The 25,238-nt window shown below is 43.9% G+C and carries 25 protein-coding genes and 1 pseudogene; 3 read left to right on the top strand and 23 right to left on the bottom strand.

Features of this window, described 5'->3' with window-relative positions; genetic code table 11:
* The 12 genes and pseudogenes from G4407_RS07440 to rho form a co-directional block, all read right to left on the bottom strand.
* A pseudogene (locus tag G4407_RS07440) lies at positions 1-462 on the bottom strand (hypothetical protein); the annotation flags it as partial.
* A 221-nt stretch (positions 463-683) separates the two neighbouring features.
* The gene (locus G4407_RS07445) at positions 684-1,562 is read right to left on the bottom strand and encodes an AraC family transcriptional regulator (protein ID WP_173688345.1); all 879 of its coding nucleotides are present in this window, start codon (positions 1,560-1,562) and stop codon (positions 684-686) included.
* Positions 1,563-1,720: 158 nt separating this feature from the next.
* On the bottom strand, positions 1,721-1,888 hold the full coding sequence (locus G4407_RS16880) for a hypothetical protein (RefSeq protein WP_330586011.1): 168 nt from the start codon (positions 1,886-1,888) through the stop codon (positions 1,721-1,723).
* Positions 1,885-2,112: a hypothetical protein gene (locus G4407_RS16885; RefSeq protein WP_330586012.1), complete on the bottom strand. Its 228-nt coding sequence runs from the start codon at positions 2,110-2,112 to the stop codon at positions 1,885-1,887. The genes G4407_RS16880 and G4407_RS16885 overlap by 4 nt, the downstream gene beginning before the upstream one ends.
* A gap of 207 nt (positions 2,113-2,319) precedes the next feature.
* The gene (locus G4407_RS07455; RefSeq protein ID WP_173688346.1) at positions 2,320-3,267 is read right to left on the bottom strand and encodes a hypothetical protein; all 948 of its coding nucleotides are present in this window, start codon (positions 3,265-3,267) and stop codon (positions 2,320-2,322) included.
* A gap of 250 nt (positions 3,268-3,517) precedes the next feature.
* A complete protein-coding gene (locus G4407_RS07460) occupies positions 3,518-4,324 on the bottom strand; it encodes an Rpn family recombination-promoting nuclease/putative transposase (RefSeq protein ID WP_243259176.1) in 807 nt (268 codons plus the stop codon).
* 183 nt (positions 4,325-4,507) lie between these two features.
* Positions 4,508-5,008 carry a DUF1016 N-terminal domain-containing protein gene (locus tag G4407_RS07465; RefSeq protein ID WP_330586013.1) on the bottom strand — a complete coding sequence of 167 codons (501 nt, stop codon included), beginning with the start codon at positions 5,006-5,008 and terminating at the stop codon, positions 4,508-4,510.
* Between the two features lie 89 nt (positions 5,009-5,097).
* Complete coding sequence (gene prfA / locus G4407_RS07470; protein WP_173688347.1) at positions 5,098-6,174, bottom strand: peptide chain release factor 1; 1,077 nt, start codon at positions 6,172-6,174, stop codon at positions 5,098-5,100.
* 14 nt (positions 6,175-6,188) lie between these two features.
* Complete coding sequence (prmC, locus tag G4407_RS07475) at positions 6,189-7,046, bottom strand: peptide chain release factor N(5)-glutamine methyltransferase (protein ID WP_173688348.1); 858 nt, start codon at positions 7,044-7,046, stop codon at positions 6,189-6,191.
* 5 nt (positions 7,047-7,051) lie between these two features.
* A complete protein-coding gene (locus G4407_RS07480) occupies positions 7,052-7,987 on the bottom strand; it encodes a DUF1385 domain-containing protein (RefSeq protein WP_173688349.1) in 936 nt (311 codons plus the stop codon).
* Between the two features lie 80 nt (positions 7,988-8,067).
* Positions 8,068-8,268: a 50S ribosomal protein L31 gene (rpmE, locus tag G4407_RS07485; RefSeq protein ID WP_008369554.1), complete on the bottom strand. Its 201-nt coding sequence runs from the start codon at positions 8,266-8,268 to the stop codon at positions 8,068-8,070.
* A gap of 108 nt (positions 8,269-8,376) precedes the next feature.
* Positions 8,377-9,702, bottom strand: a complete 1,326-nt coding sequence (rho, locus tag G4407_RS07490) for a transcription termination factor Rho (protein ID WP_173688350.1) — start codon at positions 9,700-9,702, stop codon at positions 8,377-8,379.
* Between the two features lie 223 nt (positions 9,703-9,925).
* Here rho and G4407_RS07495 point away from each other — a divergent pair, with 223 nt between their 5' ends.
* Genes G4407_RS07495 through G4407_RS07505 form a run of 3 tightly spaced genes read left to right on the top strand, consistent with a single transcriptional unit; the run spans position 9,926 to position 12,605 of the window.
* On the top strand, positions 9,926-11,074 hold the full coding sequence (locus tag G4407_RS07495) for an NAD(P)-dependent malic enzyme (RefSeq protein ID WP_173688424.1): 1,149 nt from the start codon (positions 9,926-9,928) through the stop codon (positions 11,072-11,074).
* Positions 11,075-11,078: 4 nt separating this feature from the next.
* The gene (gene mnmL / locus G4407_RS07500) at positions 11,079-12,080 is read left to right on the top strand and encodes a tRNA modification radical SAM protein MnmL/YtqA (RefSeq protein WP_243868789.1); all 1,002 of its coding nucleotides are present in this window, start codon (positions 11,079-11,081) and stop codon (positions 12,078-12,080) included.
* 12 nt (positions 12,081-12,092) lie between these two features.
* Positions 12,093-12,605: a DUF4364 family protein gene (locus G4407_RS07505; RefSeq protein ID WP_173688351.1), complete on the top strand. Its 513-nt coding sequence runs from the start codon at positions 12,093-12,095 to the stop codon at positions 12,603-12,605.
* A gap of 603 nt (positions 12,606-13,208) precedes the next feature.
* Here the strand turns inward: G4407_RS07505 and G4407_RS07510 are convergent.
* The 11 genes from G4407_RS07510 to G4407_RS07560 form a co-directional block, all read right to left on the bottom strand.
* A complete protein-coding gene (locus G4407_RS07510) occupies positions 13,209-14,060 on the bottom strand; it encodes a sensor histidine kinase (RefSeq protein WP_173688352.1) in 852 nt (283 codons plus the stop codon).
* Entirely contained in the window at positions 14,053-14,775 is a 723-nt protein-coding gene (locus tag G4407_RS07515; RefSeq protein ID WP_173688353.1) for a LytR/AlgR family response regulator transcription factor, read from the bottom strand. Before G4407_RS07515 ends, G4407_RS07510 begins: the two co-directional genes overlap by 8 nt.
* Before the next feature lie 42 nt (positions 14,776-14,817).
* The gene (locus G4407_RS07520; protein ID WP_173685095.1) at positions 14,818-15,744 is read right to left on the bottom strand and encodes an SPFH domain-containing protein; all 927 of its coding nucleotides are present in this window, start codon (positions 15,742-15,744) and stop codon (positions 14,818-14,820) included.
* Positions 15,745-15,747: 3 nt separating this feature from the next.
* Entirely contained in the window at positions 15,748-16,206 is a 459-nt protein-coding gene (locus G4407_RS07525; protein ID WP_173688354.1) for an NfeD family protein, read from the bottom strand.
* A 181-nt stretch (positions 16,207-16,387) separates the two neighbouring features.
* Complete coding sequence (locus G4407_RS07530) at positions 16,388-17,707, bottom strand: replication-associated recombination protein A (RefSeq protein WP_173688355.1); 1,320 nt, start codon at positions 17,705-17,707, stop codon at positions 16,388-16,390.
* Positions 17,708-17,720: 13 nt separating this feature from the next.
* Positions 17,721-18,338, bottom strand: coding sequence for a polysaccharide deacetylase family protein (locus G4407_RS07535; protein WP_173688426.1), 618 nt, complete (start codon positions 18,336-18,338; stop codon positions 17,721-17,723).
* 402 nt (positions 18,339-18,740) lie between these two features.
* On the bottom strand, positions 18,741-19,889 hold the full coding sequence (locus G4407_RS07540; RefSeq protein WP_173688427.1) for an iron-containing alcohol dehydrogenase: 1,149 nt from the start codon (positions 19,887-19,889) through the stop codon (positions 18,741-18,743).
* 250 nt (positions 19,890-20,139) lie between these two features.
* Positions 20,140-20,745, bottom strand: a complete 606-nt coding sequence (locus G4407_RS07545) for a flavin reductase family protein (protein ID WP_173688356.1) — start codon at positions 20,743-20,745, stop codon at positions 20,140-20,142.
* A gap of 25 nt (positions 20,746-20,770) precedes the next feature.
* Positions 20,771-22,426, bottom strand: a complete 1,656-nt coding sequence (locus G4407_RS07550; protein ID WP_173688357.1) for a putative manganese-dependent inorganic diphosphatase — start codon at positions 22,424-22,426, stop codon at positions 20,771-20,773.
* A gap of 100 nt (positions 22,427-22,526) precedes the next feature.
* The gene (locus tag G4407_RS07555) at positions 22,527-23,822 is read right to left on the bottom strand and encodes a GTP cyclohydrolase IIa (RefSeq protein WP_173688358.1); all 1,296 of its coding nucleotides are present in this window, start codon (positions 23,820-23,822) and stop codon (positions 22,527-22,529) included.
* A gap of 67 nt (positions 23,823-23,889) precedes the next feature.
* Positions 23,890-25,224 (bottom strand): amidohydrolase, encoded by a 1,335-nt coding sequence (locus G4407_RS07560; protein WP_173688359.1) that lies wholly within the window; start codon positions 25,222-25,224, stop codon positions 23,890-23,892.
* Between the last annotated feature and the right edge of the window lie 14 nt (positions 25,225-25,238).

Consider the following 25,238-nt stretch of genomic DNA (forward strand, 5'->3'; position numbering starts at 1 on the left):
AAGCCATCCTCTGACGGTTTCAATATTTACTTTTATAATTTCAGAAATATCCTCAACACTCATTTTTCTGTCAGCAAGAGAATATGCTACATCTTTCTTCTCGTCCATTCTTGCTTCATCACAAAGCTCTTCCATTTCCCTGCACATATGTTCCACTACCTTCTCTGTTTCTTTGAGTTCCCGCACACGGTCTTGCAATGCGCCTGCCTGCATATCTTTCGCTTCCTTAACACGGAAATCATGCATCAGTTTTCCAAGCTTACCGCCATCATCTTTGCTCGAATCCACATAAATGAAGTGTGCTTCATCTTCAAACATCTTTCCATTTTCTTTTATTGTCCGATCAATATGGGTGATCGGAAGTCCATATCTAAGCGTATCATTCTGAGTCACAAAAATGACATAAATCTCCGGCAACTTATAGAAAAATTCACCCGGATCCAAAACATTTCCATCAAGCATCCAAGAGTGTTTCATCTTTAGTCATCGGTGATTATCACCTTCTGCTTTTCTGTACCCATCTCTCTAAAATCATTTTACAAGAATCCACGAAAACAATCAATATACTTATAGTATAAAATCTATACTGTTATTTCCTGAATCTTTGCTTTCTCTGTACATGGGAAATCCCCCATACAGGACATTTCTATTCTCTCATCCTGTATGAGGGTATCCTCTCACAATTATTTCTTCTCATTCACCGCAATCCAGATTTCACAATGATAATTCGGATCTGAAATATCCGCTGACGAATAAACTTCAAATTCTACATTTTCAGCATACTCATACTGTGAACTCTGCGGGAAAAATTCGGTAACAATCCGGTTATATGTTTTGATAAAAGCATCTGGCATTTTGCCCTTACTTGTAAATACCGCATAAGTATTTGCCGGAATTGTGACTACTTCTAAATCGTCATCAATTTCCCTTCCATCATACTCTACACCGATTCCATATGGGAACTGTTTTGCATTTAATTCAGACGAAAAGCAAATGCCAAGCAGCCCCTTCATCACCGGATTTTCCGGCATACAGCCTATTAGCTTTTTCACCGTTCCATCCATACCGTACTCCTGCCACATTGCAGTAATGTCCGGAGTGGCATTTGCCGTCTGCGGCTTTCCAACTCTTTTTCTTTTGCACACCACCTGAAACGCATCTCTTTTTTCAATTCTGTAATCCATCTTACTGCCTCCTGTTAAAGTTAATTTTACAGACAGAGGAGTAAAGATCTTAACTTTTCCGCCACGCTTTGCTTCGCTTGGCGAAATACCATGAAACCGGGTAAAGGCACGGGAAAAACTTTCCGGCGCATCATATCCGTACTTCAGCGCTATATCAATGATTTTTGCATTTCCTTTGGACAATTCTTCTCCTGCAAGTGAAAGCCTACGCATGCGGATATAATCACCGAGCGACATTCCACACAAGATACCAAATACTCTCTGAAAATGAAACGGAGAAGAATATGCCTGTCTCGCTGTTTCTTCGTAATCAATTTCTTCTGTGATATTGACTTCTACATAATCAATCGCTCTTTGTATTCCTTGTATCCAATTCATTGTGCTCACTCCCTTTCTGTGATTACAGTCTAGCAAAATCTGGATGTTGTTTCCTGATTCTGTATGCTTTGGGATGTTATAATTCTGTTCTGTTTTCTTTTCTATCCTGCCGCCTTGCCACAAAACAGGTCTGTTCTGTAGCTTCCATATCACATTCTTTATATCCACCATTCCGGTGTAAGTTCTCCAAGTGTCACTACCCGGTTCTTTTCATAATCCATCATAATTTCTATGTTACGATAATTCTCAGGCATTAACTGCGTCATAAGCTCACGGCAGGCTCCACAAGGCGGAATTGCTTTCCCCTCCCGGTCAATCGCTATCACACGACGTATCTCATCTTCGCCATTTGTAATCTTATTAAAAATGGCATTTCTTTCAGCACATACGCCAATGTGCAGGCAGTATCCACACAAACTCCAACATAAATCTTTCCGGATACGGATTCAACCGCAGCCGCAACACCACCTGCTTCAATAATCTTAGAAACAGCTCTTGGTTTCAGCACCTTTCGTGCCGCTTGATATAGATCACTCCACACGCAATCCATATTTTTTATCCTCCACTGATTTTATCTCATTTTCAATTTACATATTCTTTATCGAATGTTTTATATATTTTCGTTACAACCGTTTATTTAACATTATATAGTGCACTTTGAGCCATTTCAGGATTCCAAATCGAACCTATTTTACCGTAGAAATACTATCTATAAGCCATTCCTGAAGCCTGACGAGTCAGACACTCACTTACTTATCTACTTCATTGCGCCACAACTGCACTTATAACCCGTTGTCACTGTTTCATCCCAAGCCGCACTCACAAGTACCTGCTCATCCCATGCATCACTCACAAGCACCTGTTCGTTCCATGCATTTGATACAGTTACATATTCTCCATGACAAGAACCACAATTGCCTCCACTTAGCAATGACGTTTCGAAATGCACTGCTTCATTTCCAGTGATATCTGCACCACATTGATTGCAAATAGAACGCTCTTGGTACACTGCATCGTGATAAATTGTGTTGTACACCGCATCGTGGTGAACCGTGCTATACACTGCATCGTGATGAACGATCTTTATAATAGGAATATTATAATTATGCTGATGCAACGGTGTACTGTCCTGCTTTGTAACATTACCAGAACCAGAGCCGCTGAAACTTATCGCACTGGAATTGGAACTAACATTTTCCTTTCTACCACCTGACACACTATTGGTTCCTTTATCGGACTTATTCGCATTCTCAGAAACACTACTGTTCGTGTTGGATTTATTGTTAGAAGCGACTTTTTCCTGGCTCTCAGTTTCCTCTCTTTTCTTCTTTACAGTCTCCTGTGCCGTTTCCGTTTTCTTCACACTCTCTTTTGTATCTGCGTCCGAATCGGTAACTTGAACCTTCTCTTCTTTCTTATCTGTTTTCACCTTTGTCTGTATTTCCGTCACTTTAGCTGCCGAATCTGTATCAGGAGTTACGGAATCACTGTTTACCATCGCATAACTCCCCACAAGAAGTGCTGCACAAACAGCCCCTGCGCACGCTGTATAGATTTTTTTACGGGTAATTTTATGTCCGAACAACCTAACAGTTTTCTTTTCTGATACAGTATCCCCTTCATTCTGCTGCCTTATATCTTCAGTATCTGTTTTTTCGTTCTCTATCTTCAATCCATTATTCTGCTTCTCATTGTTATCTGACATATCAAATCCAGCCCTTCTGTTCTGCTTTGTCTAAATCAGTTATAAGCGATTTTGATGCATCCTATCCATATCAACTGTTGTAATATGTATCTCACTTTTGTTTAACAGTATAAGCACATCGAAGGGTATATACAATATACTTGTAGTATAAAACCTGTACTTTGATTTTCTGAATTTTGTTTTCGGTATATAAAAATCCCCCCATACAAGACATTTCTATTTTCTTGTCCTGTATGAGGGTATCCTATTACTATTTTGCTGCAGGAGTACGTCCTGAAAGCCATCCTCTGACGGTTTCAATATTTACTTTTATAATTTCAGAAATATCCTCAACGCTCATCTTCCGTTCAGCGAGAGAATATGCTACATCTTTCTTCTCATCCATTCTTGCTTCATCGCAAAGTTCTTCCATTTCCCTGCACATATGTTCCACTCCTTTCTCTGTCTCTTTGAGTTCCCGCACACGGTCTTGCAATGCGCCCGCCTGCATATCTTTCGCTTCCTTAACCCGAAAATCATGCATCAGTTTTCCAAGCTTACCACCATCATCTTTGCTGGAATCCACATAAATAAAGTGTGCTTCATCTTCAAAAGCTTTGCCATTCTCTTTTATTCTCCGATCAATATGAGCAATCGGAAGTCCATATCCAAGCGTATCATTCTGAGTTACAAAAATGACATAAGTCTCCGGCAGCTTATCGAAAAATTCGCCTGGATCTAAAACATTTCCATCAAGCATCCCTAAATGATATCTCGCCCGTTTTGGATGTGCTCCTTCATTATCCTGCTGTATTTCGACGTTAAATATCTGTCCTTTTCCATTCTTTGCCACACAATCCAGTACCGTGCTTCTTCCATGCATGTTCTTGAAATCCATCTGCACTTCATTGTCAATAACTGTGAGTTCTTCATCATCCATAATAATTCGAAGAACATACTCACAGGCTTTCCTGTCTTTAAAAACATTCCGCGCAAGAATATCGCACATCACAGTCAGATTTTTTATCGTTTCTTTGTATCTTTCCATATGCTCTAAGAACGTTTCATCTTTTGTCATCGGTGATTATCACCTCCTGCTTTTTCTGTACCCATCTCTCTATAAAATCATTTTACAAGAATCCACGAAAACAATCAAGTTTCATCTTACATATCAACTCCATCCCTTCCGTTCTGCTTTTTCCCAATTAGTTATAAGTGATTTTGATGCATCCTATCCATATCAACTGTTGTAATAAGTATCTCACTTTTGTTTACAGTATAAGCAAATCGAAAAATAAATACAATCAACTTGTAGTATAAAATCTGGACTTTGATTTTCTGAGTTTTGTGAAAATCCTAAGAACTCTGCAACTACAGGATTCTTGATAAACTCTAACTTATCATTTTGATACGGTGCTGTCAGTTTCTTCATTTCCCGTTCTACAAACTCTTTTTTCTGAGTTTTAAGCATACGATAATAATACTGAGAAGATACGTTGCGTTGCAAAGTCCGAACACTCCAGATCTGTTCTGCGGCTTCTTTTTCATACCAAGCACGTGCTTCAGGGTCTTTAACTTGTAATAAAGTTCGATAATGAGACCATGAAAGCAACACATTGGATTGTCTACACGCCGTGTCGACGATTTCAGGAAATGTTTTATACATTTTCAGCCATTTCAAGATTCCTTGCACGAATCCAATTAATCCATCATTCACTAAAATGCCATTTTTACACGTACCTATTCTTTCATTTTTTACCACAAATTTTTCCAAAAACACAAAAAGGAAGTACGAAAGCCTCTCTCCCGGCTTTCATACTCCCTTTAATTTCTCTATCCGATTTTACCAGCTTATACTGCCTCATTCATCGATGCCAGCTTCGCTGCCTGGTCTGCTGCGATCAGGCTGTCAATGACTTCATCCAGATCTCCGTTCATAATACTGTCCAGCTTATGAAGCGTAAGCTTGATTCTGTGATCGGTCACACGTCCCTGTGGGAAGTTGTAAGTACGGATCTTCTCGGAACGGTCTCCGGTACCGATCTGGCTTCTTCTTGCCTCAGCCTCTGCAGACTGCTGTTTCTCCAGTTCCAGTTCATATAACTTAGAACGCAGGAGCCGGAATGCCTTTTCTTTGTTCTGCAGCTGTGATTTTTCTGTCTGGCTGTAGATCACGATTCCTGTCGGGTAGTGAGTCAGTCGTACAGCAGAGTCTGTTGTATTGACACACTGACCACCGTTACCAGATGCACGCATTACGTCGATACGGATATCTTTTTCATCGATCACAACGTCAACCTCTTCTGCTTCCGGCATCACTGCTACGGTAATGGTTGAAGTATGGATACGTCCGCCACTTTCTGTCTCCGGCACACGCTGTACACGGTGTACACCACTTTCGTACTTCATACGGGAATATGCTCCCTGTCCTGTGATCATAAATACGACTTCTTTAAATCCGCCGATTCCGTTCTCATTGAGGGAAATCATCTCTGTCTTCCATCGTCTGCTGTCTGCATAATGTACATACATACGGTAGATCTCAGCCGCAAAAAGGGCAGCTTCATCTCCACCTGCACCTGCACGGATCTCCACGATAACGTTCTTGTCATCGTTCGGGTCCTTTGGAAGAAGGAGGATCTTGAGCTCCTGTTCCAGCTCTTCGACTCTCTTCTTAGACTCACTGAGTTCTTCTTTTGCCAGCTCCTTCATCTCTTCATCGGATTCTTCCTCCAGAAGAAACAGGCTGTCTTCTATATTCTGTTTACAGTTTTTATATTCTTTATATGCCTCAACAATCGGGGTCAGATCATTCTGTTCTTTCATCAGCTTGCGGAAACGTGACTGATCATTGACCACATCCGGCTCCTGAAGCTCACCCATAATCTCCTCATAACGAATGAGCAGATCTTCTAATTTATCAAACATTTCTTTTCCTCCTGTTATTTGCTATGCCTATTGTACACGCCACTTACCACACGGTCAAGACCTGCCAGATCCTTTTGCGTCGAAACCTGTTCAAAACCTGCCTCTTTCAGCAGATTTTCCACATCTGCACTCTGGTCATGCCCGATCTCCATGATAAGCCAGCCGCCATCTGTCAGATAGTCTGGAACTTCTGCCGCGAGGATCCGGTAAAAATAAAGCCCATCCTCTTTTCCATCCAGCGCCTCATACGGGTCATAGAAACGTACCTCTGCTTCCAGCTCCTCAATCACCTTTGTCGGAATGTAAGGCGGATTCGATGTGATCATGTCAAAAGTTCCTGTGATATTTTCAAACATATCGGTCCGGATCCATTCACCGTCTGCTCCGAGTTTTCGGGCATTTTCCCCAGCCACTTTCAGAGCCTCTTCTGAAATATCTGCTCCCTCTATGAAAATCTGCGGATTTCGAAGCTTCAGACTGATTGGAATACAACCGGAACCGGTACACATATCCAGCAGCCTTATCGGATTTTTCTTTTTCATTAGGCGCAGTCTCTTCTCTGCTTCCTCTACAAGAATTTCCGTATCCTGTCTCGGCACAAGTACATGTTCATTGACCGCAAATTCATATCCCATAAATTCCTGTACCCCGGTCAGATGCTGCACCGGAATCCGGGTTTTTCTGCAGCTCACCAGTTCAAAGAACCGGTCTTCTTCAATTTCCGGCATCTTCCCAAAGCCATCAACATAATACCTGGTCCTTGTCATGCCGGTCACATGCTCCAGCAAGATCCAGGCATCACTCTCCGGCTCCGGGATCCCTGCCGCTTTCAATTCGCCTGTGGCTTTCTGATATGCTTCCTGATAGGTCACAGCTTTTACTCCTCTTCCTTATATCCGAAATTCTCTCTCAAATATGCTTTCCAGTCAAATACCGCTTCTACCGATGCGATACCAACTTTGATCATCTCATCGTCCGGTTCTTTTGTCGTAAGCCCCTGCAGCCAAAGTCCCGGCTTACTTAAGATACACACGATCGGATTCTCACTGCTTCCTGCCCATTTGATCAGCTCATAAGAAATTCCTGCGATCACCGGAAGAAGTGCAATTCTCACAATCACTCTCATCAGCGGAGATTCTACCCTTACAAAAAATAAGAGAACGATTCCCACGATCATGACAAACAGCATGAAGCTGGTTCCGCATCTTTTATGTTCTTTAGAGCTCTTTCTAACATTCTCAACAGTCAGTGGAAGTCCATGTTCAATACAGTTGATACACTTATGCTCCGCGCCATGATAGCGATACAGACGCTTAATATCGTTCATTACTGAAATTCCACCCACATAAGCAACAAAAATCACAATGCGGATGATTCCCTCAATGATAATCCGAACTGTATAGGAAGAAATCCATTTCTTCAGCAGATCTGACAAAAAATACGGAAGTACCATAAAAATACCGATCGCAAGTGCAAAAGATACAACCATCGTCAGCGTCATCAAAAGCTTTTCCATACGCTCCTGCTTCTTTTCTTCGGCTTCGGTCATCTCTTTTTCTTCCTCTTCCTCATAAAAGCTTGCTGACCAGGTCAAAGTCTTCATCCCCAATACCAGAGAATCAACAAAATTAAAGATTCCTCTGACAAAAGGGAGCTTCGTAAGTGCCGTATATTTTCCAACTACACTTTTATATGTATCTGTTGTAACTTCTATCTCTCCGTCAGGCTTTCTTACCGCAACCGCATAACGGTCTTTATTCTTCATCATCACGCCTTCGATGACAGCCTGACCACCAATATTCGAAGATTTCATATTCTGTTATGTCCTTTTTAATTCATCGTATACACAAAATAGGCTGAGATTTCACAATCCCAGCCTGTTGAATTCTCTTATTACTGAATTCCGTATTTCTTGTTAAACTTGTCAACACGACCTCTGGCCTGAGTTGCTTTCTGCTGTCCTGTGTAGAACGGATGACATTTAGAGCAGATTTCTACGTGGATTTCTTTGCTTGTAGAACCTGTTACGAATGTATTCCCACAGTTGCAAGTTACAGTTGCCTGATAGTAATCTGGATGGATTCCTTCTTTCATGATTTTCACCTCTTCTTGTTTTATTCGTTTTACGCGCTTTCACGCGGCTAATATCTTTAAACAGCTATGTTAGCATAACATAGTTTTTTTCTAAATGCAAGTAATTTTCTAAATAAACTTTGTTTTTTTGACCATTTGGACAAATTCTACGTTATTTTTCGTGCGGTCAAACATATTCAGAATGCTGTCTACCGCTTCATCTGACTTCATTCCGTTTAATGCACGGCGCATAATATCTACTGCTTCCTGCTCCTCTTTCGTAAGAAGCAGATCCTCCCTCCGGGTTCCGGATTTCGGGATATCGATTGCCGGAAAGATTCTCTTTTCAGAAAGCTTCCGGTCAAGCACCAGCTCCATGTTACCGGTTCCTTTAAATTCTTCGTAGATGACATCATCCATCTTGCTTCCGGTATCTACAAGTGCGGTTGCGAGGATAGTAAGGCTTCCGCCCTCACGCATATTTCTCGCTGCACCAAAGAAACGTTTCGGCATATGAAGTGCTGCCGGATCAAGACCACCGGACAGGGTTCGTCCGCTCGGTGGAACAACCAGGTTGTATGCTCTTGCCAGACGGGTAATGCTGTCCAGAAGGATCACAACGTCTTTTTTGTGCTCGACCAGACGTTTTGCACGCTCGATTACCATCTCTGACACACGTTTATGATGCTCCGGAAGCTCATCAAATGTCGAATAAATGACTTCCACATTATCCCCTTCAATGGCTTCTTTGATGTCAGTTACTTCTTCCGGACGTTCATCGATCAGAAGGATCAGAAGATGGATCTCCGGATTGTTCTTCCTCATAGAAAGCGCCACCTGCTTTAACAGGGTTGTCTTACCTGCTTTCGGCGGTGATACGATCATGCCTCGCTGTCCCTTACCAATTGGAGAGATCAGATCCATAACACGCATTGCCGTGCTGCTCTTTCCCGCTTCCAGTCTGAGACGTTCATTTGGGAAAATCGGTGTCATATTTTCAAAGTTCATTCTGCGTGCTGCTTCTGCCGGAGACATTCCATTGATCTTGGTCAGATACAGAAGCGCACTGAATTTTTCGGACTGTATCTTTACTCTTGTATTTCCTGTCAGGATATCCCCTGTCTTCAGGCTGAATCTGCGGATCTGCGATGGTGATACATATACATCTTCATCGCCCGGCAGATAGTTCTGGGAACGGATAAATCCGTATCCATCCATGACTTCCAGAATTCCATTCACCGTACGTCCACTGTCAAGCTGTTCAATATCTGCAGTTCCGGCTTTTTCGGATTTTACTTCCTCCTTCGCCTCTTTTATTGAATCTTTGTCATCTTCTTCCAGCATAAGATCGATCAGATCTGCTTTTTTCAACGTTGAAATTCCGCGAAGTCCGCGCGTTTTTGCCACCTCTTTTAACGTAGAAAGAGGCAGGGACTCATATTTTTCTCTCGTCATATGTTCTATATTCCTCCTTTATTCCAATTACTTTTCTTATCCAAAAAAATATTAAACTTTTAACATTGGGAAATCTTGTCTGAACTGACTAATTTGCTTTTGATAAACCCAAGTATACAACATTTTGCACAAAATGGAAAGAAGTTTTTTGATTTGCTTTCATATCAGAAGAATGTTATCATAAAAGAGCAGCAAAACTGTAATCAAAGGAGGACGTATGAAAATGTCAGCAATCGAACAAGCACTTGAAATGCATGAAAAATGGAATGGAAAAATTGAAACTACTGCAAAGTCACACGTAAACTCTCGTGAAGACCTCGCAATCGCATATACACCAGGCGTTGCCGAGCCATGCAAGGTCATTGCAAAGGACCCGGATGCAGCCTACAAATACACGATGAAAGCCAACACGATCGCTGTAGTATCCGACGGTAGTGCCGTTCTCGGACTTGGTAACATCGGAGCCAAAGCCGCCATGCCTGTTATGGAAGGAAAAGCAGTTCTTTTCAAAGAATTCGGCGGAGTCAACGCAGTTCCGATCTGCCTGGATACCCAGGATACAGAAGAGATTATTAAGACCGTTGTCAATATTGCACCTGCTTTCGGCGGAATCAACCTGGAAGATATCTCTGCCCCGCGCTGTTTTGAGATTGAGAGCCGTTTAAAAGAACTTCTTGATATCCCTGTATTCCACGATGACCAGCATGGAACCGCCATCGTCGTTCTGGCAGGTATCATCAACGCCCTTAAAGTAACTGGCAAGAAAAAAGAAAACTGTAAGATCGTTGTAAATGGTGCCGGAAGCGCCGGAGTTGCAATTACAAAGCTTCTTCTTACCTACGGCTTCCCGAAAATCACTATGTGTGATATCAACGGAATCATCTCTGCTGATTCACCGAACCTGAACTGGATGCAGAAAGAAATGACCAAAGTGACCAACCTTGACCATGAGACCGGCACACTTGCTGATGCACTCAAGGGTGCTGATATCTTCGTCGGTGTATCTGCCCCGAACATTGTTTCCCAGGAAATGGTTGCTTCTATGAATAAGGATGCGATCCTTTTCGCAATGGCAAACCCGGTACCGGAGATCATGCCGGATCTTGCAAAAGCTGCAGGCGCAAAAGTTGTCGGAACCGGACGTTCTGACTTCCCGAACCAGGTCAACAACGTTGTCGCTTTCCCTGGTATCTTTAAAGGTGCATTAGAAGGACGTGTGCCACAGATCACCGAAGAGATGAAGCTTGCCACAGCAAAAGCAATCGCTGGACTGGTTCCGGATGAAGAGCTTAACGAGAACAATATTCTTCCGGAAGCTTTTGACCCACGCGTATCACAGATTGTAAGCGAAGCTGTCAAAGCTCTGATTTAATCTTATGAATACAAGGACCCATGATAGCAATCGCCCGCAGGAAATATCCTGCGGGCTTACTTACAAAAAAGAAAATCCCCGGCGCTGGGGAGAACGGCGCTACTATGCACTGGACTACTATCTGAAACAGAATTTCGGTGAGAAACTGTACAAGATTTCTTTAAACGGAGGCTGTTCCTGTCCGAACCGGGACGGAACCTGCGGCACACGCGGTTGTATCTTCTGTAGCGAAGGCGGATCCGGCGATTTTGCCGCTTCTTCTTCTCTTTCTGTTGCCGATCAGCTTGCCTATGGAAAAGACCTTGTCCGCCCCAAATACAACGGGCACAGCTATATCGCCTATTTTCAGGCATATACCAATACCTATGCACCAGTCTGTCATCTGCGCCGGATCTTTACCGAGGCGATTTCTGATCCGGAAGTACGCATTTTATCTATCGCAACCCGTCCGGATTGCCTTTCACCTGAAATCCTTACACTGCTTGCCGAACTAAATGCCATTAAACCGGTCTGGGTAGAGCTTGGACTTCAGACGATCCACGAACGCACTGCCAACTGGATGCGCCGTAGTTATCCACTTCCCGTCTTTGAGCAGGCGGTCCATTCCCTTCATGCGATTGGGGTACAGATCATCACCCACGTAATTTTATTTCTTCCGGGAGAATCTGAAGCAGATATGCTTGCAACCATCCATTATCTGAACACTCTTCCGATTGACGGAATCAAGCTGCAGCTTCTCCACGTTCTGAAGCATACCGATCTGGCAGATCTTTACAGGCAGGAACCTTTTTATATTCCAGATATGAACGCTTATTTTCATCTGCTTGGAAAATGTATCGCTTCGCTCCGTCCGGATATTGTCATTCACCGTCTGACCGGTGACGGACCAAAATCTCTTCTTATCGCACCGCTCTGGACCGGCAATAAACGGTTAGTACTCAATCAGATGCAGCGCTATTTAAAAGAGCAGAATCTCTGGCAGGGGAAAGAATATACTACATTTTAAGGAGGCAGCCCTATGGCAGAAGCATTTACACTTTATAAACTCATCATTCTATACATGCTGGACAAAGTTGATTTTCCTCTGACCAACTCCCAGATTTCTGAATTTGTCCTGGATAAAGGATATACCGATTATTTCAAACTCCAGCAGGCTCTTTCTGAACTTACGGACGGTGGTCTCATCCTGAAAGAATCCACTCACAACCGCACTCTTTTCCATCTGACGGAGGATGGTGCGGAGACGGTTCATCTCTTCCGGGATAAGATTTCAAAATCTATCCAAGATGACATCGACCACTTTTTACAGGCAAAACAGTATGACCTGAAAAATGAAGTTTCCGTCAAAGCAGATTACAAGAAAAATGCGGCGGAAGAATACTCCGTGCGCTGCCAGGTCTTTGAAAATCACGAACCACTGATCGATCTGACACTTTCTGTGCCGACCGAAAAAGAAGCGGCGGCAATCGCACTCAACTGGCAAAAGAAAAATCAGGTTGTCTATGCGTGGTTGATGGCTCAGTTGTTGTGATGGGGGAAAGACAGTTCGCAATTCAGGGTTGTGATCGGGCAAGGATACAAAATAACCCCAACTGATTCCGTTGTGCTAACCATTCCGATGAGCCACTTAGGGCGAAAATCGTGTTCAGCAGAGGCTTCCACGATTTTTGCGTCTCATCTCCATAGCACAACAATCGAATCTGTTGGGGTTATTTTGTATCCTTGCCCGTTTTCTACTGTATTGGTGCGAACCTGGATTTTCGCCCCAGCACAATGTGGGGTTCGTTCGTTTTTTGGTATCGCTGGTTTGTAAGTAAACCAATGTCTCTCCACTACAAATATCAAATCTACATCGTTAATTAGGCACATCTTAACCAGATCATTGAAAATTTATGAATACCAGGTCTGCTCCAAAAGAGCTGAATCCCGGGCGCGGACAGAAAACAAATGGATAAGGATTCCATGTTTGTGCTATGGAGATGAGACACAAAAATTGTGGAAGCCCTTGCTGACACAATTTTCGCCTTAAGTGGCTCATCGGAATGGTCAGCACAAAGGAATCCGCTCCATTTGTTTTCTGTCCGCGCCCGACCACAACCTGCAAAAAAGCAGACCGTCCCATATTCCGATCTGCCTAAATAACCACCACAAAACTGATGAATTTCCTTTCTTCTATTTTCTCCATTCCCACCGTAATTTCTCCGTGGTAACGGTTCACGAGCATCTTCGCATTATAAAGTCCCAGTCCATGCTTTTTCTCATCTTCTTTGGTGGTGAATCCTTTTTCAAAGAAATGACTGATCTCACCAAGTCCGATTCCTTCTACCGGATTCTTTATCGTGAAGATAAGCTTATCATTCTGGGAATCAATTTCAATCAGTACCTGATTTTTTTCTTCGGTACAGGCTTCGTATGCATTGTCGATCAGGGTTCCCACAATCTCAATCAGGTGATGTTCGGAGATTCCGGATACGATTTCTTTATTCCATACCCGGATATCGGTCTGGACATATTCCGGTGCACGGACAATTTTACTGTAGATGAATCCTGCCAGGATTTTATCGCTGATCTTCAGAAGCGGAAGATATTTCCTGCTGTCATCTTCCCGGGCTATTCCAGTGATATAAGCGGACTGCTTTGCTACCAGCTCTTCATAATTGTCGATGGTCAGATGCATATTCAGGATTGCATTCAGATGATTGTCAAATTCATGCTGTTTGGCACGGATTTCTTTGACCAGTTCTTCCAGCGGAATCAGATAGTTCTGATAAAGCCGCAGTTCATTTTCCTTCTGACGTATCAGTACATAATTACTTCGCCAGTCCACAATTCCCCAGATTACAACGATCACCATCAGAACAAACATGATAAACACCCGGTAATCGAAGGTACCGCTGATCAGAAAATCCACGATCAGATAGACTGATACCATAAGTGCCATTACGCAGAAAATACGATATAGAAATTTGCGTACCCAATCAGCCATTTAACAGTCCTCCGATCACCGATTTGTATGTCACACCGATTTCCACCGTATCCGGACAGTTTTTGATCCGGATGATCCGGTTGACGGTATCGTAATATTCAACTTCATTTTTATTGACCGCATACATCCGATGGCACTGTGTAAACATCCCTTTTGGCATCTTAAGCAGCATCTGTCTGAGAGTCACATAAGGGACATCCCAGTTCTCCGTCACGAGATGCAGTCTTGTTCCTCTCGGTATCGCTTCCAGATAACGGATATCCTCGCATTTCAGCTGATAATTGATCCCGTCTTTTTTCACAACAATCACCGGTGGTTTCTCCCTACTCTCTTTTTCCAGCACCTTCTGAACAACCTCTTCCACCTGCTCCCTGCGAAATGGCTTCATAATATACTGGTAACAGTGCAGCTCCCGGTAAGCCTGCATTTCCATATTGCCAATGGCAGTCACCATCACGATCGGGGTAAATGTATATTCAAACCTCTCCCGTATCTCTCTTGTGAACAAAATCCCACCGATATCCTCCCGGTCTTCGCCACTTAGATTTACATCCAAAAGGAAAAGACCATACCGGATTTCCTGATCCAGCAGGTCTTTTGCCTCTTTTAGGGAAGATGCCTTGTGGACGCGGATATCATCCGAATATGCGGTAAGAATCTCTAACAACGCCTGAAGCGAAGCCGGTTCATCTTCCAGGATCAATACCTCCGTCATCTTTTTGTCACCTTTCCTCTCTTTTCTTTTATCTGATTAGCTTTAATCTTCTTTGATCACTTCTTTGGCACTTTTTACAAGTCCTGCAAGTGACTGCAGTTCTGACGGAATAATGATCTTTGTTGCCTTGCCGTCTGCTGCCTTTTCAAATGCTTCCAGACTCTTGATGGTAAGCACTGCCTGATCTGCACCTGCTTCACGGATGAAACGGATACCGTCTGCATTTGCCTGCTGTACTTTAAGGATGGCTTCCGCTTCACCTTCAGCCTCTTTGATCCTCTTTTCTTTTTCTGCTTCTGCCTGGAGGATCGCTGCCTGTTTTTCAGCTTCCGCTTTTAGGATCACAGATTCTTTTTCACCTTCTGCAACAAGGACAGTAGATTTCTTTTCACCTTCTGCACGGAGAATGGCTTCACGTCTTTCACGTTCTGCTTTCATCTGTTTCTCCATTGCATCCTGGATTGCTGCCGGCGGAATGATATTTTTCAGTTCTACACGATTGACTTTGATTCCCCATGGATCCGTTGCCACATCCAGAGATGCGCGCATCTTCGTATTGATCGTCTCTCTTGATGTCAGTGTCTGGTCAAGTTCCAGATCACCGATGATGTTACGAAGAGTGGTCGCTGTCAGATTCTCGATTGCCATGATCGGGTTCGCTACTCCGTAGCAGAACATCTTCGGATCTGTAATCTGGTAGAATACAACGGTATCGATCCGCATGGTTACGTTATCCTTTGTGATAACCGGCTGCGGTGCAAAATCAACTACCTGCTCTTTTAAGTCTACTCTTCTTGCCACACGTTCAATGATCGGCAGTTTAAAATGAAGTCCTACACTCCATGTTGCCTGATATGCACCAAGACGTTCGATAACCAGTGCCTTTGCCTGTGGCACGATCTTGATGCAGGAAGTCAGAAGCAATAATGCGATCACAATAATAATTACTAAAATAATAAGTCCCATCATCTTTTAGTCCTCCTCATATTTTTGTACGATTAACTTTACTCCGGATATGTTGACGACCTTCGCCAGTGTCCCCGGTTCCAGGATCACGTCATCCTGTTCGGATCTTACCGTCCACTCCGTACCATTTACCACTGCCATACCGGTCTGCCCGATGTTATCTACCTTCTGGCTGATCCGGATCGTCTTTCCGATGATTCCTTCATAGTTCGTCTTCAGACGGCGGGTATTGATGAACCGCATTGCAAATGGTCTGGTAAATACAAGCAGTAAAATTGTCACAACAAAAAACGTAACCACCTGTCCGGCAAACGGTACATCCAGAATATTCAGGATCAGTGCCGCCAGCGCACCTCCTGCTCCCCAGATCGTTGTAAGTCCCACCGTTATGATCTCGATCACCAGAAGTACTACCAGAAGAACCAGCCATGCAATTGTGATATAGCTGTCCTGAACTGCTCCCATATTCTTCACTCCTTTCTGCTTACCGTTATGGTAGCAGAGTGTCTGTGGCAAATCAATCCTTTCTGCGTGAATGCAGTGATTTTCTGTGCGAATCTCGTTGTTCCCTTTCGTGTCAGTCCTTTTTACAGTTGACGCATGAGTAGCCGCTTCTTTTTTGCCAACCGGGAATCATCAGGTCACTTTACGCCTCATCCCTGATCCGTTTCATATGCGCTTTGATCGTTTTTTCATAACCGTTGTCACTCGCTTCATAGAACACCGCATCCCGGATCTCATCCGGCAGATACTGCTGTTTTACATAGTGATTCGGATAATCATGCGCATATTTGTAACCGATTCCGTGTCCTAACTTTGCAGAACCTTTATAATGTGCATCCTGCAAATGTACCGGAACGGTTGTCTTATATTTTTTCACATTATCCATCGCCGCAAAGACTGCATTGCATGCCGAATTGCTCTTCGGTGCTGTCGCCACGTAAAGAACCGCTTGCGACAGAATGATCTGTGCCTCCGGCATTCCGATCCGCTCCACCGCCTGCGCTGCGCTGACCGCTACATTCAGTGCCATCGGATCTGCATTTCCCACATCTTCCGATGCACAGATCATGATCCTGCGGGCGATAAATTTGATATCCTCCCCCGCATACAGCATCTTTGCCAGATAATACACCGCCGCATCCGGATCGGAACCGCGCATACTTTTGATAAATGCAGAAATCGTATCGTAATGGTTATCCCCGGTCTTATCATATCGCACAACCCGCTTCTGTATACATTCCGATGCAACATCCAGCGTAATATGGATCTGACCGTCCTCACTTTTCGGTGTTGTGAGGATTCCAAGCTCCACTGCATTGAGAGCAGACCGGGCATCTCCGCCGGCAAGGTCCGCAAGGAAATGCAGGGCATCCTCCTCGATCACCGCATGGTAACTTCCCATTCCTTTTTTCTCATCCTGCACCGCTCTTAAGATCAGCGTCTCCACTTCCTCCTGCGACAGCGGACGCAGTTCAAAAATGCTTGATCTGGAAAGAAGCGCTCCATTCACTTCAAAGTACGGATTCTCCGTCGTCGCCCCGATCAGAATGATCGTGCCGTCTTCGACAAACGGAAGCAGATAATCCTGCTGTCCCTTGTTAAAACGGTGAATCTCATCGATGAAAAGGATCGTCCGCTTCTGGTACATCCCTTTCAGCTCTTTTGCTTTGTTCACCACTTCTTCCATATCCTTCTTCCCGGCAACCGTAGCATTAATCTGGGTAAATTCTGCACTTGTAGTATTGGCGATCACCTTTGCAAGCGTCGTCTTTCCGGTTCCCGGAGGACCGTAAAAGATGACGGAGCTTAATTTGTCCGCTTTGATCGCACGGTACAGAAGCTTGTCCTTTCCGATAATGTGCTGCTGTCCAACTACCTCATCCAGAGTCGTTGGACGCAGTCTGGAGGCAAGGGGCGATTCTTTCTCCTTTGTCGTCTCCCGCATATAATCAAATAAATCCATCAAAACCTCTCCTTTAATCCAGCAGCAATTCATCGACTGTCACAAATTCGTATCCTTTTGCCTGCATGATATCAATAATACGAAGTGCCGCCTTCGCCGAAGACAAATAACAGTCATGTAATAAAATAATATCATTTTCCTCCGTTTCCGTCACTACTTTATTGACAATTTCTGTCTCGTTATCCGTATTCCAGTCAAGCGGATCCACATTCCATAGCACCGCAATCATACCGGTATTCTCTTCCATCTCCTTCTTCCAGGCTCCATAGGGCGGCCGCATATATTCCGTCTCTTTTCCGGTGACTGCTTCGATCGCGGCATTAGTCTTTTCCAGTTCGCACTCCGCTGTTTCCTGGGACATTTTGGTGAGATCCACGTGGCTGTAAGTATGATTGCCGATGATATGTCCTTCCTCTGCCTCTCTTGTCAGAAGCTTCGGATACTTCACTGCATTTTCCCCGATTACAAAGAACGTAACCTTCACATTCCGCTCTGCAAGTCCGTCCAGAAGAACAGGCGTACCAGAAGGATGCGGACCGTCATCAAAGGTGAGGGCAATCTTTTGCTTTTCCTGATGCTGCGCATCTGTTCCACCTGTGTCATAGGATGCTTCTACCGTTTCCTCATTCATTTTTATCAATTCGATCCTTCCGTTACTTACCACTCCCCAGCTCACCAGAAGCCATGTAAAACAAAAAAAACTGATTATTCCATAAAACAGCCGGTGCAGCATCCGGACATCCCTCTTTTTCCATTCTACTCTTTTTACTATATGCGTGAGATTCTTTTCCTATGTACTCACATTTATGCTTTCTTGCCTCATGCACTCTCGCGTTATGAAAATATTGGCAAAAATCCTACTTCTTCCAGTTTTCTGTTATAAGATACAAAAACAGAGGATACAAACCAGCTCCTGCTGATTCACATCCCCTGAACCGTCTTTTTTTATTCTTCTGTTAAATACATTCTCTCAGAAATTTTTCTGGATTTTCCCACTTCATTTTAATCTTTGCAGATTCATTCCATCTCTTCTCTACATTGCCTTCTTATAAAGCGCAATAATATCCTTAATCGTAGACTGTCTCGGATTTGCCATGATATTTCCACTCTTCATGGCATCGACAGCCATCAGTTCAATCTTATCTTCCGTTACACCAACATCGGCAAGATGCTGCGGAATGCCAAGATCACGAAGCAGATTTCTTGCTTCATCTACCAGCATTTCCGGTACAAAATCGATCACCGGATCTTTTTCTTTGCTGATATAATTGTAGATCTTCTCATAACGTCCGTGGTCTGCAAGTGCATTATATTCTACGATCGTTGGAAGAAGGATTGCATTTGCCACACCGTGTGCTACATGAAAATAGGCGCTTACCGGATGGCTCATAGCATGGATATTTCCGAGTCTTGCCCAGGCAAATGCGATACCTGCGAACATACTTCCGGAGAGCATGGCTGCTGCCGCCTCTTCATCCTGGCGGTTTGCCACGAATCTGCGCAGATTTGCACCGATCAGTTCCATTGCCTTTTCTGCCATCGCGTCGGAAAATGGAGAAGCGTCTCTTGAAGTATATGCCTCCCATGCATGGATCAGTGCATCTACGCCACATGCTGCGGCTACAGATGCCGGTGAAGTCATGACAAGTTCCGGATCCAGAAGGGCATAGCTCGGGATCAGCTCATAACTGAATACGGTCAGCTTATAGTTTCTTGCTTCGTCCGTAATTACAGAGAATGCGGTCACTTCACTTCCTGTACCTGCCGTTGTCGGGATTGCAATGATTGGAACGATCGGTCCCGGCACCTTATGTGCTCCCTCATAATCTCCGATCTCTCCGCCGTATTTTGCAAGAACACCAACTGCCTTTGCCACATCCATCGGGCTTCCACCGCCGAAAGCTACAATACTGGTTGCTCCTGCCTTTTTGTATGCCTCTGTCGCTTTATTTACCGTTTCTACAGACGGATTGGCTTCTACATCAGTAAATACTTCGATTTCAATACCGGAAGCTTTTACGATCTCTTCCACCTTCTCTACCATCCCGATCTTCTTCAAAACCGGTCCGGAGATCAAAAGCATCTTCCTGGAACCACTTTTCTCAAGAAGCTCCGGAAGTCTTTTTAAACTGCCTTTTCCAAAAATAATATCCTGTGGTACATTGAATGCAAAATCTTTCATCATCTACTACTCCTTTTTCCTTATCGTATACACAAAGAATGTGCCTTGGCACATTCTCGCGCCAAGCGCAGTCACTTGCGACATTATTCCTCTTCGCGCGAGTGCGCATCTCCGGCACACAGTGCCTTTTATTTTATAGGAAGTTCCTATAAAACAAAAAACGAGACCGCACCATTGCAGCCTCGCCCTTGAGTTTCCACTTACACAGAATATACCCTCTGTCATTTCTTTGTCAAGAGAATCTGTGTTTTTATTTTTTCTTTTTCTTCACGTTCTTCTTTACTGTCTTTTTCGCCGGTTTCTTCACACTGTACCCAAACGTTCCCAAAAGCTTACCCAGACTATAATACTGTCCGTGCACATATACGATCGGATCGGTCTTTTCCAGTGCAAATCGTCCTTTCTGATCCATATAGGCATCATCTACATGAACTGCTTTTACCTCGGCAAGGAAAATATGATGCGATCCCGGCGTTTCTTTTTTGACCACCCTGCACTCGATGTTGACCGGGCTTTCCCCGATCAGTGGTGCGCTCACATGCTCTGCCTTTTCCGGAGTCAGATGCAGCTCTTTGAATTTGTCCACATCTCTTCCCGAACGCACACCACAGTAATCCGTCGCATACGCAAGCTTTTCTGTTGTCAGATTGATCACAAATTCACCGGTCTCTTCGATCATATGATAAGAATACCGCTCCGGTCTCACGGAAATGGAAACCATCGGCGGATTGGTGCAGACGGTTCCCGCCCACGCCACGGTAATGATATTTGGATTGCCTTCTTTATCTGCCACGCTGACCATAACTGCCGGCAGCGGATACAGCATATTGCCCGGCTTCCAGATCTGCTTTGCCATCTTTCATCTCTCCCGTATCATCTGTTTATTGTTTCTGCTGCAGGTAAGTGACCAGAACAGGGATCATCTGTTTTTTTCTGGATACGACCCCCTTCAGAAGGATCTTTTCGGTATCACCTGACAGTTCATACGCTTCAAGGACCTGCTCCTTCGCATTCTCGCCACAGCACAGAAGCTCTGTTGATTCCTCCAGGATGTTGGTCATCATCAGGTAAAGCATATGCAGTCCCTGCGTCTTTCTTGCCTCTTCCAGATATGGAATCAGACGTTCTTTTACCTCATCCAGCTCATCCTGATTCATGGAAGTGATCTGTCCGACTCCGAACCTCGTATCTTTCACATTAAATACCTTGAAGTCCTGGAAACAGATCTCTTCTACGGATTTACCACGCAGATTACTTCCCGCATTAAACATCTCTTTTGCATGTTCTTCCATATTGATTCCGGCGATCCGTGCCAGTGCTTCTGCTGCTGCCTGATCAACCATGGTACAGGTTGGTGAACGGAACAGTAAGGTATCCGAAATGATCGCTGAACACAGAAGTCCCGCTATCTGCGGATCTACTTCCACACCGCTTTCCTGATACATCTGGTAAATGATCGTCGCCGTACACCCAACCGGCTGATTGCGGAAGTAGACCGGTCCAATGGTCTCCAGACCACCCAGTCTGTGATGATCAATGATCTCCTGCACCTCTGCCTCTTCAATTCCATTCACAGCCTGTGATTTTTCATTATGATCCACCAGAATTACCTGTTTTTTACGGGAAGTCATAAGTCTTCGTCTGGAGAGGAAACCATAGAACTTTCCTTTATTATCCAGAATTGGGAAATCTCTGTACTTCGTCTTTGACATGACTTCTTTGACCTGTTCTACATAATCTTTCAGATGGAACGTTTCCAGATTGTCACGGCTCATGAAAAATTTGACCGGAATACTCTGGTTGATCAGCCTTGCTGCAGTAAAGGTATCATGTGGTGTCTGAATGATCACAATGTCCCGCTCCTCTGCCATCTTCTTGATCGTCTTGGAGATATTGGCTCCCTGACAGATGACCAGACAGCTTGCATCCATCTCGATCGCGCAGAGCTGGGACTCATAACGGTTTCCGAGAATAACAAGATCATCCTTCTCGATAAAATTCTCCATCATATCTGGACTGGATGCTGCAATGACAACTTTTCCATTCAGGAAATAGCCATGTTCATTCCCGGTGATCAGCATTCCGTCCAGTGTCTTGACGATGTTTCGGTACTGGGTTCTCGCTGTTGCAAGAATATTATTGTCATACACTTCCATATAAGATGTTGCGATATCTCCGATGGTGATCAGCCCTTCCAGCTTCTCCCCTCTTGTCACCGGCAGAGTCTTGATGTTCTCATCCTTCATCCGTGCCCATGCATCTTTAATGGACATGTGACCAGAGACTCCTTCGATCTGACGGATATCCATATCCTTCACCTGCAGATGTACATTGTCCAGAAGTGCCGGCACCTCTGTCTGGAATTTATCCAGAACATAAGCGGTCTCGCCATTGACCTCGCCTGCTCTCTTCGCTATGTATCTCTCTCCTGTGATCTGATTTTTCAGATTTGCATATGCTATTGCTGAACAGATGGAATCCGTATCCGGATTTTTGTGTCCGATCACATACACTTTCTTTGGTTTTTTCTGTTCCATTTTATTACAACTCCATTACTATCTCTTGTGTTACTTACTTTTCAGAATGCCATTTTTTTCGTTGTTCGTCAACCCTTGTACGGATAAAAGACCACTTACACTAAATTTTAAACAATATCTCTACAAGCGCCTTCGGTCTTCCTCCTGCTGCCGCAGTCTTCTTCGCATATACTTTTCCATAGCCGGCTTCCATGATCTTATTCATGATCCGCCGGGCACTTCTGACCTTAATTCCCAGGCACTCTGCCAGCTGATGTGCATCAAAAATATAACTTTTTCTCACATCTGCAATTGCAATGATCTTCAGGATTGATGTTGTACTAAGACCTGTCTTCTCTGAAATTTCCTGTAATTTGGGATCGGAAGAAATAAGCTGGTATTCCAGCTGGATCTCTTTTCCAAGCGGACCATGCTGTGTCTGCTTTGCATCAATCCAGAAAATCTCCTGCTTTTCATTTTTCAGGGAAGAATCCAATGCACGCCTTGCATTCATTTCTGCTTCATTCATGGTTCCTCCGGTTCCAATTCCCACATTCAGGCTGATCTTATTTTCTTCCTGAACCTTTTTTTGCAGGTTCAGAAGTCTCCTCTGATTAAACTCTTCCTGCACAGCTCCCGAGTTTGAAAATACGATATACTCTCTTCTTCCAGATGCAAAAATCGCTCCCTGAATCCCTTTTGTATATTTAATGATTTCTTTTTCAATATCTGCTTTTGCGAGCATACTCGAATAATAATTTTCTTCTCTGCTCTCATAGTCTGTAAGCTGAAAAATTTCAACTGCTGCCTGCGCATACTCCGCTTCCTGGAGTGCGCATTCATTTTTTAATTTTTCCAATGCCACTCTCACCTTCGCCCTGGTCGGCGGCAGATAAATGGCATGATACCCTTTTTCTTTCAGTATCTTATATACCCAGCGCAGTGAAGTCAGTGCCACATTCACTTTTCCTTCATCCAGAAGCTTCATGTGCCACTCCACATACTGTTCTTCTTCTACTCCTGCTTGAAACGGGCAGGAATAGATATTTCTTGCCAGAATATCAAATGCATCCAGCAAATCCTCAATAACCTGTTTTTCTACAATATCAATACTAAATGCATCCAGTTCGATATTACTTTTCTGCATCTGCAGGAAAGCTCCGGCTATACTGACAACCGACTTTTCCACCGAAGCATGCGGCTTGGTAAAATGATAGTTCTGCCCGACAAAACTCTCGACCGCGCGACCGGTAAACAGCACCGCATCACACTCCAGTTCACATCCTTCGATTAGTCTGTCGCTTCGATTGACCTGCTCTTCTTCATAGGAAACTACTTCGACTAAACTGTCAATTTCTTTTATACTCTTCTTAACAATCTCGCAAGATGCTTTTGATCCGATAACTCCAATTTTCACAAAAATATCCCCCATATTGTGATCTTATATTTTAAAAAAGGAATCCCTCAAACGGGATTCCTTTTTATTATAACTCAGAGCCATCAAAAACCACAAGCTTAGAATATTCTTTTTTTAATTCCAGATAGCTTTCTTTTGTCAGTGTCGGTTTGAAATTATCCAGAATATGTTTTGCCTTCTTTGCATCATCATAAAGAAGATCAATGATCGTAAGTGCCATCATCTTTGCCGGAACGATATATGCCAACTCCGGATCTGCAAGACGATAATCTTTGGAATGAAGTCCTCCGATGATTCCTTCTGTCCAGATGTGCATACACGGCATAATCTGGGAAAGATCCCCCAGATCGGTAGAACCTGCTGTCTCATATAATTCTACAAATGAATCTTTTTCTGCCCCTGTATATTCAATCATATTCTCCTTATATAAAGCGGAAAGTTCACGGTTGGTATTCATTGGGAGATAGCCAATCTTATCATCAATCTCAACCTTTCCACCGAGTGAAAGAGCTCCGGCTTTTAATGCACGGTTCACTTTTTTACTTGCATCCAGCATTCCTTCGATTGTAAAAGCACGCACCATAATCTGCATCTTCACAACTGCCGGGACCACGTTGACCAGATCTCCGCCTTCTGTGATGATCGCGCTCACACGAACCTTTTCTTTCTCCTGAAAAGTCTCACGGAGTGCATGGATATTGTTCAGTGCCAGCTCTGCCATATTTAACGCATTGATTCCTTCATGTGGTGCAAAACCTGCATGCGCAGCTTCTCCGATAAATGTTACCGTCTTTGTCACAAAGCCGTTGCAGTCGGTATCAATCGTGCAATGTCTGCCATTTCCAATTTCCATCATGTGACACTGCAATGCCATATCCACATCATCAAAGCCACCGCGTTTTAAATATTCCTGCTTGCCGCCGTAAAAGCTGATCTTATTTTCACGAATCAGGCTGTCACGGTAATCATAATCTACACATTCCTCAGCCGGGATCGCAATAAAATCAACCGCGCCATCCAGTTCTTTCATAACTCCGGATTTCAAAAGACCGATCGCACATCCATACAGATTTGCAAGCTGTGCGTGATGACCGCAGGCATGAACATTCCCCTCCGGTGTGCTGTCCGGATGTTCTTTGCACTGGATACAGTCCAGCTCTCCGATCACGGCAATTCTTGTATCCCCTTTTTTCGGAGTTGAAACCTTGCAGCCGGTATATGCAATTTCTGTTTCCGGCTCTTCCCCAAGCTTCTGAAATGCCTTTATCATTCTCTCAGTCGTCTTAAATTCTTTATAGCCAAGTTCAGGCGTTTTATATACATCATCGCCAAGCTGAATGATCAGATCCCTGTTCGCATCAATCGCGTCCAGACATCTCTTCTTCAGTTCTTCTTTTTCCATCTGTGTCGTCCATC

The organism is Allocoprococcus comes (genome assembly GCF_013300725.1).
Taxonomy (GTDB): domain Bacteria; phylum Bacillota; class Clostridia; order Lachnospirales; family Lachnospiraceae; genus Allocoprococcus; species Allocoprococcus comes_A.